The organism is Ferrimonas balearica (assembly GCF_019802085.1).
GTDB classification, from domain to species: Bacteria; Pseudomonadota; Gammaproteobacteria; order Enterobacterales; family Shewanellaceae; genus Ferrimonas; species Ferrimonas balearica_B.
The window spans coordinates 1-11,488 of the sequence record NZ_JAHVHV010000005.1 but is presented as its reverse complement, the minus strand read 5'-3'; the positions used below and the strand labels follow the sequence as shown (position 1 = coordinate 11,488).

Here is an 11,488-nt window from a genome sequence, read left to right as displayed (position 1 = left end):
CGAGGGCTCAGTCCCGCATGCCCAGCACCGGGGTGGAGACCGACACCTCCAGGTTCTGCGCCCGGTGGCGCAGCAGGTGATCCATCAGCACGATGGCCACCATGGCCTCGACGATGGGCACCGCGCGGATCCCCACGCAGGGGTCGTGGCGTCCCCGGGTGACCATCTCCACCGGGTTGCCGTCCACGTCGATGCTGTGGCCGGGCACCATGATGGAGCTGGTGGGCTTGAGGGCGATCTCGGCGGTGAGCGGCTGACCGGAGCTGATCCCCCCCAGCACGCCGCCAGCGTGGTTACTGGCAAAACCGTCCGGGTGCATCTCATCCCGATGCTCGGACCCCTTCTGGGTCACCACATCGAAGCCATCCCCCACGGCCACCGCCTTGACGGCGTTGATCCCCATCAGGGCGTGGGCCAGATCCGCATCCAGGCGGTCGAACACCGGCTCGCCCAGGCCCACCGGCACGCCGGTGGCCTCCACCTTGACCCGGGCGCCGATGGAATCACCGGCCTTTTTCAGGTCCCGCATGTACTGGTCCAGGGCCTCGAGCTTATCGGGGTCGGGGAAGAAGAAGGGGTTCTGCGCCACCTCATCCCACTGGTACTGCTCGGCAACGATGGGACCGAGCTGGCTGACGCAGGCGCGGATGACAATGCCGTGCTGCTGGGCCAGATACTTCTTGGCGATGGCCCCGGCGGCCACCCGCATGGCGGTTTCCCGGGCGGAGCTGCGTCCGCCACCGCGGTAATCACGGTTGCCGTACTTGTGGTGGTAGGGGTAATCGGCGTGACCGGGGCGGAACAGCGGCGCGATCTCGGAGTAATCCTTGCTGCGCTGGTCGGTGTTTTCAATCAGCAGCCCGATGGGGGTGCCGGTGGTCTTGCCCTCGAACACCCCGGAGAGGATCTTGACCTGGTCCGGCTCGCGCCGGGCCGTGGTGTAGCGGGAGCTGCCGGGACGACGCCGGTCCAGGTCCCCCTGAAGGTCCTGCTCGGACAGGGCCAGCCCCGGGGGGCAGCCGTCGACAATGGCCCCCAGGGCCAGGCCGTGGCTTTCCCCGAAGGTGGTGACGGTGAAGAGTTTTCCAATGCTGTTGCCGGCCATGGCGACACGGTCTCCTTAAGTTCAGTCGCGGTAGATGGCGAAAAGGTCCTGGGCTTCGAGCAGCTGCTCCCGGGTCAGCAGGAAGACGCCATCGCCACCCCGCTCAAACTCCAGCCAGGTGAAGGGCACTTCCGGATACTGCTCCGCCAGGGCCACCATGGAGTTGCCCACCTCGACGATCAGCAGGCCTTCGTCGTTGAGGTGGTCCGCCGCCCGGGCCAGGATCCGCTTGGTCAGATCCAGGCCATCGCGGCCGGAGGCCAGCCCCAGCTCCGGCTCGTGGTGGAACTCCTCGGGCAGATCGCCCATGTCCTCGGCGTCCACGTAGGGGGGGTTGGAGACGATGAGATCGTACTTCTGCCCGCCCAGTGCGGCAAAGCCGTCGGACTGCAAGGGGAAGACACGGTTGAGCAGGCCATGCTGCTCGATGTTGATCTGGGCCACCTCCAGCGCGTCGGCGCTGATGTCCACGGCGTCCACCTCGGCCTCTTCGAAGGCGTAGGCGCAAGCGATGGCGATGCAGGCGGAGCCGGTGCACAGGTCCAGCACCCGGTTGACCGGCTTGTTGTAGAGCCAGGGCTTGAAGCCGTTCTCGATCAGCTCGGCGAAGGGGCTACGGGGCACCAGCACCCGCTCGTCCACGTAGAACTCCAGGCCGGCAAAGTAGGCGGTGTTGGTCAGGTAGGGCACCGGTACCCGCTCCCGCACCCGGCGGATCACCAGCTCGACGATGCGGTGCTTCTCGGTGCTGGTCAGGCGCGCCCGGCGCACTTCCCGGCCCAGCTCCAGGGGCAGGTGCAGGGTGTGCATCACCAGGGCGACCGCCTCGTCCCAGGCGTTGTCGGTGCCGTGGCCGTAGTAGATGCCCGCGGCGTTAAAGCGGCTGACGCACCAGCGCAGCATGTCATCGATGGTGTGAAGCTCGTTGACCGCTTCATCGATAAAAATCTTTTCCACAGGAGAGGTCCTTATGACAACCAGTGGCAGGCATTGTAACCAATGGTGGGGCCGGTTCCTATCTCCCCGACCAGTGGCATAATAGGCGGCTATGAAGAAGCCCAAGACCATGGATCCCGAAGAGCTGGCGCTGTTTCGGGACAGCCTGAGCGATGTCCGCCCATTGAACCACGACACCGTGGTGCACCGTCGCGCCCAGAAGCCCCGCCAGGCGGTGCAGCAGCAACAGCAGCGCCGCGAGGCGGATCACTACTTCTCCGACAGCTACCAGCCGGCCCTGCCCACCGAGGGACCGATGCGCTACGTCAAGGAGGGGGTCTCCAGCTATGAAGTGAAACGGCTGCGCCGGGGCGATTACGTGCCGGAGGTGCTGCTGGACCTGCACGGCCACACCCAGGCGGAAGCGCGCCAGGAGCTGATTGCGCTCATCAACGCCTGCAAGAAACAGCATCTGGCCTGCGCCAGCGTGATGCATGGCCTGGGCAGCGGCGTGCTCAAGCGCCAGGTGCCCGCCTGGCTGACCCAGCACCCGGACGTGCTGGCGTTCCACCAGGCCCCCCTGGAGTGGGGGGGGGACGGTGCCTTGCTGGTGCTGGTGGACATCGGGTTAAACGACGAGGGCTAAGTCCCTGGGGCCCTGCAGGCTGAGCAGGCGGGGGTTGGGGCGACACTCCAGGTGGGCGATGGCGGAGGTGGCGAACAGCGGCGGGGTCTCCCCGGGCACCCATTCGCTGACCAGATAGCCCAGCAGGGGCATGTGGGCCACCACCAAGGCGGTCTTAGCCTGGGCTAGGTCCATGTGGGCCATCACCAGGTCATGACACAGCGCCGGATCGCCCTCCGGCACCAGCTCATCCAGGGTCTGGACGCCTTTGGGCTGGGGCAGCAGGGGCTGGCAGGCCCGCCAGCTTTGCTGCGCCCGAAGGTAGGGACTGACGAATACCATGTCCAAGCCGGTCAAGTTGGCGGCCAGATGCGCCGCCATCTGCTGGCATTGGGTTGCGCCCACTTCGGTCAGGGGCCGCTGTCGATCCGTCGGGGCATCGAAGCTGGCCTCACCATGGCGCATCAGGAAGAGTTCCATGCAAGATTTCATAAAGGAAAACAACGCCGCTATCTTATCGCGGCTTTTCGTCGGGAAAAAAGACCCGATTGACTAGTCTTTAGTCGTTAAGGGGGCCGGGAGATTGCGCCCTCAGGCCACAAGGCGCAAACTGGACCGATACTCATACCCCCGCGTATTGAGCTGACCGTCGCCGTGGACATCAGGATAAGGATATGACCGATAAGCTGAAAATCAGCCCAAACGACCCGCGCCACTACCAGTACCTGGTGCTGGATAACGGCTTGCGCGTCACCCTGGTGCAGGACGGCGAGGCCACCAAATCCGCTGCGGCGATGGCGGTGCGGGTAGGCCATTTTGACGACCCGGCGGACCGGGAGGGGATGGCCCACTTTCTCGAGCACATGCTCTTTCTTGGCACCCGGGATTACCCCCAGGCCGGCGAATACCAGCAGTTCATCAGCGACCAGGGCGGCAACCATAACGCCTGGACCGGCCCGGAGTTCACCAGCTACTACTTCGATGTAAACCCCCAGGCCCTGGCCGAGGCGCTGCATCGCTTCAGCCAGTTTTTCACCGCGCCACTGTTTGACGCCCAACTGGTGGAGAAGGAGCGCCAATCGGTGGACTCCGAGTTTCGGATGAAACTGCAGGACGACATGCGTCGCTTCTACCAGGTGCACAAGGAGACGGTGAACCCCGCCCACCCCTTTGCCAAGTTCTCGGTGGGCAACCAGCACACCCTGGCGGACCGCGACGGCGCCTCCATCCGCGAGGAGCTGCTTGCTTTTCACCGGGAACACTACTCCGCCAACCTGATGACCCTAGTGGTGGTGGGCCCCCATCCGCTGGAGGAGGTGGAGGCCCTGGTGCGCGCCCATTTCGGCGAGATCGTCAATCGGGGGCTGGCCAAGTCCCTGCCGGACACCCCACTCTACCGGGACGGCGATCTCAACGTCGAGCTGCGGATGCTGCCCAACAAACGGCAGCGTCAGCTGACCCTGACCTTCCCCCTGCCCGCCCTGGACCCCTGGTATCGGCACAAACCGCTGACCTACATCTCCTACCTGCTGGGATACGAAGGCCCGGGCAGTTTGCTGTCCGGACTCAAGCATGAGGGGCTGGTCAGCCAGCTCAGCGCCGGCGGGGGCGTTAACGGCTACAACTTCAAGGATTACAACATCAGCTACCAGCTGACGGACAAGGGATTGGCCAACAGGGATCGCATCCTGGCCAAGACCTTTCACTACTTGACGCTGATGAGAGAGGGCGGCATCGAGCCTTGGCGCTACCACGAGCGCCAGCAGCTGCTGGAGCGGGCGTTCCGCTTCCAGGAGCCCAGCAAGCCCCTGGATCTGGCCAGCCACCTGGCCATCAACATGCACCACTATGACACCGAGGACATCGCTTACGGCGATTACCGCATGGATGGCCTGGACACCGAAGCGGTACACGAGATCCTCGACCGCTTCCGCCCGGACAACTTGCGCCTGACGCTGATCGCCCCGGAGCTGGAAACCGACCGCCAGGCCAAATGGTACGACACCCCCTACTGCGTGGTGCCCATCGATGCACCGCGGCGGGCGCGCTGGGTTTTGACCGAACCCCAACCCGATCTCCAGCTGCCCGACGCCAACCCCTACCTGGTCGGCTTGCTGGAACCCAGGCACCAGCCCAGCACCAGCGAGGATCCGGCACGCTTGACCGACACGGGAGCCCTGGCGCTTTGGTACAAGAAGGATCAGGAGTTTAACGTGCCCAAGGCGCACCTGTTCCTGGCCCTGGACAGCGAGGCGTGCCACCACGACGCGCGCACCGCCGCCCTGACCCGGCTCTACATCGCCATGCTGATGGACGCCCTGGCCGAGCCCACCTACCAGGCGGAAGTGGCCGGCCTGAGCTACAACGTCTACCCCCACCAGGGCGGCTTGACCCTGCATCTGAGCGGCTTCACCGGGGGCCAGGAAGCGCTGCTGGACCTGCTGCTGCGCGAGGCGCGCCAGCGCAACTTCGCCCCGGACCGCTTCAACGAGATCAAGGGCCAGCTGCTGCGCAGTTGGAACGGCATCCGCTCGGCCCGCCCCATCTCACGTCTGTTCAACGCTCTGACCGCCACCTTGCAGCGGCGCAGTCACGAGCCGCTGAACATGGCCGCGGCGCTGGAGCACTGCACCCTGGAGCAACTGCACTACCACATCGACAGCATCTATCAGCAGGTGCACGTCGAGGGGCTGATCTACGGTGATTGGCTCAAAGAGGAAGCGGAGGGGCTGAACGAGCGCCTGACCCGCACCCTGGCCCAGGTCTCCAACCCCGGTCCGGAGGTGCAGCGTCAGCTCATCAGCATCCACGGCAAGGGCACCATCTTGCGGGAGATCGAACACGATCATCAGGACAGCGCCATCATCGTCTACTACCAATCACGGCAGAACGACCTGCAAAAGATGGCCCTGTTCTGTCTGCTCAACCACAGCATGTCCAGCAGCTTCTTCAACGAACTGCGCACCAAGCAGCAGCTGGGTTACATGGTGGGCACCAGCTACGTACCGATGAACCGCTGTCCGGGCATCATATTCTACGTGCAGAGCCCGGTGGCCGGCCCGCTGCAGTTGATGGAGTCCATCGACCAGTTCATCGCGGATTTCGGCTACGCGCTGATGCAGATCTCCCACACCCAGTGGCAGGCCACCAAAGACGCCCTGTGCAATCAGATCCTGGAGCAGGACAACAACCTCAAGGCCAAAGCCCAGCGGCTCTGGGTCTCCATCGGCAACAAAGACACCGACTTCAACCACCGGGAGCGAATCGCCGAGGCGGTTCAGGCCCTCGAGCGGGCGGATCTCATCCGCTTTATGATGCAACGCATGCGATGCAGTAACCCGGACCGCCTGGTGCTCTACTCCAGCGGCGGCTCTCACAGTGAACTGGAACCCCTGTCCGGTAAAAGCCGCATCACCGACCTGTCCCACTTCAAAGGGCAATCGGCATTGATCGATTTTTAATTCAATAATTTGAGGTATTCTGACGCCCTATGCGTACTGCCCAACTTCGGCTAAGATCCCCGCTCTGCACCGGCTGGCGGCGAATTGCGCAATCCCAGGCGGGCCGGGGCACGAATCCCCTTCGGGGGTATTGGCCTTGCTCGGAGCAGGTGCTATCGTTACCTACTGATAACAATAACTAATAACCATTGATTCTACTGAGCAGGATGCCCGATGAAGCCATGGATAGCGCTGCTTCTCATTCTATTCGCATTGCCGGCGATAGCCTCTGACGACCGTCAGGCCGCCTCTCACAAGCTCAGCTACTTCGGACTCGAACAAAACCTGTCCGAAACCACCGTCACCAGCATCCAAGAAGACCATATCGGCTTTGTTTGGGTCGGTACCATCAACGGTTTAAATCGATTCGACGGCAAATCCTTTAAGCAATACAACTCCTCAAATGCCGATCTTTACGGCCTCGGCCACAATACCATTCGCCAACTGCATGTGGACGAAGCGCATCGGCTTTGGGTCGTCACCAATCAGCAGCTCTACCGGTACGACCTGGTCAAAGACCGTTTTGACGGTGTCCCCCTTGATCACACCTCAAATCTTTGGAGCGTGACGTCGGAAGGCAACCATCTGTTTGTTGGCACCGAAACGGGCCTGCTCAAGTACGACATCGAGAGTCAGTCGACGCTGGAGGTAAAGTCCGAGCGCTTTTCCTACACCGGTATTGCCGAAGTGTTTGGTCTGGGCAATGGCCTGCTGCTGTTTTCCGAAAGCAAGGGCAGCTCCTTCGCGTACGATGTGCACAGCGAGCAAACCATTGAGCTGAATCTGAACGGCCACATCAACAGCGTATCCAAAATTCACGGAAGTCTTTACGTACTGGGTACCTCGGTCGGGCTCATCATTCTCGATACCGAGCAATTTCGCTTGGAACGCATCTACCAACTGCCCATTGACTACGCCCAGTTCAACCCGGAGAGCCAAACGCTGTATTTCACTTCGGGGAAGAGCCTGTTTGTCGCTCGAACCGATGAGTTACAGCAGCAGCTTCCTCCCACTCTGATCAGCGCCAGGTTTGAAACCAACCCCTCTTCGCTCTATCTGGACACCCTTGGCAACCTGTGGCTTGGCATCATAGGTACCGGTGCGGTAAAGCTGTCTTTTGGCAGCTCAAACATCTCGCAACACGACATTCAGTGCACCAACGCAAACTGCAACCAGGTCTGGAGCCTGGCGCAATTTGATGGCGATATCTGGGTTGCCAACGACTCGGAATACGTCATCACACTCAACCAAAATGACAGCCCAAGACGAAAGCTGGAAACGGGCATTCTGGGGCCCAAAACCATCCACAGTCATGAGGGCACTCTGCTGACCGGTGGCAAGGGCCTACTTCATCTGGCGACGGTGGAAAGTGGGGCGGTGGTCGAGAGTGCCATTAGCCTGGACGATAAGATCGTCACTTCGATTACCAGCCTGGGTGAACGTGTTTTACTTGGCACCTTTTCACACGGGGTGCTGCTGCTAGACAACAATCAAGAGGTCGACAGCGCCTATTTCTCCCCGCAGGTTTCATCCACCGTATTCACCATCGAAGTGTCAGACCACTTTATTCTCGTTGGCAGTCAAACCGGCGTCCATATCTACGAAATGGATGACCGATTGGGGATTTGGATAAGGCGCAAGAATGCCTTCCCGGAGAAGATCATTACCTCTATCTCGCCCATCTCTGATGGGTATTTGATTGGCACTGTCGGGGAAGGATTCTACAAGCTTTCAGCCGACTGGAGTGAAAGCAAACAATCTTTTGGGATCCCGGACGAAGAAAAAATATTGGTGTACAGCTCCGTTGAGCAGAATGGTTCGGTGTACGCCTCATTCAGCAATGGCATTGTCGAGATCGATCAGAAAAGCCTCTCGGTACTCAACTTCTATGATCAAAGCCGCGGAGCGCAAAAGGAGTTCAACGGCATGGCATCGCTCGCGACGAACGATGCGGTGTATTTTGGTGGTACCCAGGGCGTTAATCGCCTCACCGGCACTCAGGAGCACCTGGGTATCCGGGTCTCCAGCCCGATATTCACCTCACTGAAAGTCTTCAATAAAGAGGAGAGCGTTGGTCAGCGCTTGCGACAAAACATCGTGACCGCCAGTCAAATTGAACTGAAGTACAGTGATTATCCCTTCTCACTGAGCTTCGCCAGCCTCATCAATGATTACGGCTCGCTGACGTCCTACCGTTACCGGGTCGTCGGCCTGGATGATAAATGGATTGAACTGGACAACAGTCTGAACTTCATCACCTTCACCAATCTGAGTTACGGTGAATACACGCTGGAGCTTGAGTCCTTTATTCCCTTCCTGAGCGAGTCTCAACGCAAGTCCAGAATCCGCATCATCATTACGCCCCCTTGGTGGCTTTCAACCTACGCCAAGACCACCTACTGGTTGATCGCGCTGCTCATCTTCTACATGGCTCACAGAGAGTTTCTCCGTCGTAAGCGGGTTCAGCTTCGAATCGCCCAAAGCGAAGAGCGTCTCAAACTCTCTCTGTGGGGCAGCGGGGATGAGATGTGGGACTGGGATATGGAAGCGGGCAAGATCTACCGCTCCAACATCTGGGGTACCCTGGAGTTTCCTCGGGACGGCAAACGCAGCGGCAAGGGCGAAAGTAATATCCACCCGGACGATCTGGAGCGGGTCAATGACCTGCTGCTCGAGCATTTTAAGGGTGAGTCCGAGCACTTCGAGGCCACCTACCGGGTCAAGAGCAAAACCGGCCACTGGCTGTGGATCCTGGACCGGGCCAAGGTGGTGGAGCGCGACGAGCAGGACCGTCCCACGCGGATGACGGGCACCATCAAGGACATCAGCAGCATCAAGGAGGCCGAGGAGCGCCTGACCCTGTTTGCCAGGGCACTTAAGAACATCTCCGAGGGGATGTTCATCCTCGATGACCGCATGCACTACATCGAGGTCAACGAAGCCTGCCTCGAACTGACCGGGTTTCCCAACGACAACTTCATTGATCAACCGATGAAGTTTGAGCGCTACCCCGAGGCCTATACCGACGACATCATCCGGATCGTCCGCCAGCAGGGCCGATGGAGTGGCGAGTTGGAGCTGGAGCGCTCCAACGGCCGGGTTATCCAAATAGAACTGACCCTCGATCAAATCCGGGACAACGACACCCAGGCCAGCTTCTACGTGGGCGTGTTCAGTGACATCACCCACCGCAAGCAGGCCGAATCCGAACTGCGTCGATTGACCAACAACGATGTGTTGACCGGCCTGCCCAACCGCAGCTACCTGCAGATCTCCCTGGATAACCTGGTCAGACGACAGGTACCGCTGTGCTTGCTGATCTTCGATCTGGACAACTTCAAGAAGGTCAACGACTCCCTGGGCCACGGGGCTGGCGATGCGCTGCTGTGTCATGTGGCCAACCGGGTCAAGAACCAGTTGCCTAAGGACACCTCCTTGTACCGCTTGGGCGGCGACGAGTTTGCGGTGGTGTATGACGGGGCCAATGCCCTAAACCAGAGTACCAAGCTGGCCCAGGAGATTCTGGCGGCGTTCAGCAAGCCATTCCTACTGGATGAGGGCGAAGTGGTGGTCAACACCAGTATCGGCATCGTCACCTACCCGGAGGACGACATCGAGCGTCAGGCGCTGCTGAGAAAGGCGGATCTGGCCATGTACCACGCCAAAGGCCAGGGCGGGCAGTGTTACCAGTTCTTCAGCGAATCCCTCAATCAGGCGGCAATGGAGCGCCTGGATACGGAGAACCTGATCCGTCAGGCGCTCAAGGAGAACCACTTCGAGGTTTACTACCAGCCCAAGGTGGATTTGAAGACCAATCGAATTCACGGGATGGAAGCCCTGGTGCGCTTGAATCACCCCGTTCGGGGCCTGATCAGGCCCGGCGAGTTCATCCCCCTGGCAGAGGAAACTGGCCTGGTGGTGGAGATCGGGGAGTACGTCCTCAAACAGGCCTGTTTCGCCGCGGAGAAATGGCGAAGCATGGGCGCGCTCAATGGGCGGATTGCGGTGAATCTGGCCTCTCAGCAATTTATGCTGCCGGATCTGTGCGAGCGCATTCAGCGCATTCTTGAGCTGACCCGACTGCCGGCGCACTGCCTGGAACTGGAGATCACCGAGGGGACTGTGATCCAGCAGCCTGATAAGGCGATCGCCACCATGCAGTCTTTGCAGGACATGGGCATCCACTTGGCTCTGGACGACTTCGGTACCGGTTACTCGTCGTTGTCCTACCTCAAACGCTTCCCCATCGACACCCTGAAGGTGGACAAGTCCTTCGTGGACGACATCGCTACCAGCAATAAAGACCGGATGATGACCGCTTCCATCGTGACCATCGCACGAAACATGGAATTGAGTGTGGTGGCCGAGGGAGTAGAAACCCAAGAACAGTTGGCGGTACTCAAAGGTCTCCAGTGCGACCTCGTTCAGGGGTATTTTTTCAGTAAACCCATCCCAGAAGTCGAATTTGAAAAAATGCTTCTGAAGAGCCCTTCTTTGGAATTTTCGGCCAGTCAAGAAACCGTCGAGTAATTTGGCACAACGCTTGCTAACCTTTATGCAACTGTTTACTCACTTGCTTATAAAGGTTAGGAGCCGGCCATGTCCCCGCGTTTTTCTTTCTCTGTTCTTGTTCTGTCTTTAACTCTGTCTACCAATGCCTTTGCAAGTGTTCCGTGGCTGGAATCAGGCAGCAGCGAAATAAAGAACATTCCCTGGATCAATAACAGCGTCCCTGAGCAGCCCAATGCTCAAGTAAATACTCATCCCAACTTGCATACCGCCGGCGTCCCTTGGGTGAAACACGCTGAGCTGGAGACCGCTGGGGTGCCTTGGGTCAAGCACGTTGAGCTGGAAACCGCTGGGGTGCCCTGGGTGAAGCACGCTGAGCTGGAAACCGCAGGGGTGCCCTGGGTCAAGCACGCTGAGCTGGAGACCGCTGGGGTGCCCTGGGTCAAGCACGCTGAGCTGGAGACCGCTGGGGTGCCCTGGGTCAAGCACGCTGAGCTGGAAACCGCTGGGGTGCCCTGGGTGAAGCACGCTGAGCTGGAAACCGCCGGGGTGCCCTGGGTCAAGCACGCCGAGCTGGAAACCGCAGGGGTGCCCTGGGTCAAGCACGCTGAGCAGGAAAGCGCTGGGGTACCCTGGGTGAAGCACGCTGAGCTGGAAACCGCTGGGGTGCCTTGGGTCAAGCACGCTGAGCTGGAGACCGCTGGGGTGCCCTGGGTCAAGCACGCTGAGCTGGAGACCGCTGGGGTGCCCTGGGTCAAGCACGCTGAGCTGGAGACCGCTGGGGTGCCCTGGGTGAAGCACACTGAGCTGGAA

Annotated in this window: 7 protein-coding genes; 4 read left to right on the top strand and 3 right to left on the bottom strand. The window is 60.3% G+C overall.

The window, feature by feature from the left end:
* Positions 1-7: 7 nt before the first annotated feature.
* Positions 8-1,105, bottom strand: coding sequence for a chorismate synthase (aroC, locus tag KUV81_RS16745; protein WP_222545048.1), 1,098 nt, complete (start codon positions 1,103-1,105; stop codon positions 8-10).
* A gap of 21 nt (positions 1,106-1,126) precedes the next feature.
* Complete coding sequence (gene prmB / locus KUV81_RS16740) at positions 1,127-2,062, bottom strand: 50S ribosomal protein L3 N(5)-glutamine methyltransferase (RefSeq protein ID WP_222545047.1); 936 nt, start codon at positions 2,060-2,062, stop codon at positions 1,127-1,129.
* Between the two features lie 91 nt (positions 2,063-2,153).
* Between prmB and smrB the strand changes: the two genes are divergently transcribed.
* Complete coding sequence (gene smrB, locus KUV81_RS16735) at positions 2,154-2,687, top strand: endonuclease SmrB (RefSeq protein WP_222545046.1); 534 nt, start codon at positions 2,154-2,156, stop codon at positions 2,685-2,687.
* Here the strand turns inward: smrB and sixA are convergent.
* Positions 2,670-3,146 (bottom strand): phosphohistidine phosphatase SixA, encoded by a 477-nt coding sequence (gene sixA / locus KUV81_RS16730; protein ID WP_222545045.1) that lies wholly within the window; start codon positions 3,144-3,146, stop codon positions 2,670-2,672. The two genes, smrB and sixA, sit on opposite strands and share 18 nt — an antisense overlap.
* A gap of 194 nt (positions 3,147-3,340) precedes the next feature.
* On the opposite strand from sixA, the gene KUV81_RS16725 reads away from it, so the two are divergent.
* From KUV81_RS16725 to KUV81_RS16715, 3 genes are all read left to right on the top strand, one after another.
* Positions 3,341-6,127, top strand: a complete 2,787-nt coding sequence (locus tag KUV81_RS16725; protein ID WP_222545044.1) for an insulinase family protein — start codon at positions 3,341-3,343, stop codon at positions 6,125-6,127.
* Between the two features lie 213 nt (positions 6,128-6,340).
* Positions 6,341-10,696: an EAL domain-containing protein gene (locus KUV81_RS16720; RefSeq protein ID WP_222545043.1), complete on the top strand. Its 4,356-nt coding sequence runs from the start codon at positions 6,341-6,343 to the stop codon at positions 10,694-10,696.
* A 264-nt stretch (positions 10,697-10,960) separates the two neighbouring features.
* Positions 10,961-11,488, top strand: a 528-nt coding sequence (locus tag KUV81_RS16715) for a hypothetical protein (RefSeq protein ID WP_222545042.1), incomplete at its 3' end; no start/stop codon positions are given.

What these genes read in the sequence shown, in the direction of transcription:
- aroC (WP_222545048.1), bottom strand. Translation starts at nt 1,105, where the DNA reads ATGGCCGGCAACAGCATTGGAAAACTCTTCACCGTCACCACCTTCGGG.
- smrB (WP_222545046.1), top strand. Translation starts at nt 2,154, where the DNA reads ATGAAGAAGCCCAAGACCATGGATCCCGAAGAGCTGGCGCTGTTTCGG.
- sixA (WP_222545045.1), bottom strand. Translation starts at nt 3,146, where the DNA reads ATGGAACTCTTCCTGATGCGCCATGGTGAGGCCAGCTTCGATGCCCCG.
- KUV81_RS16725 (WP_222545044.1), top strand. Translation starts at nt 3,341, where the DNA reads ATGACCGATAAGCTGAAAATCAGCCCAAACGACCCGCGCCACTACCAG.
- KUV81_RS16720 (WP_222545043.1), top strand. Translation starts at nt 6,341, where the DNA reads ATGAAGCCATGGATAGCGCTGCTTCTCATTCTATTCGCATTGCCGGCG.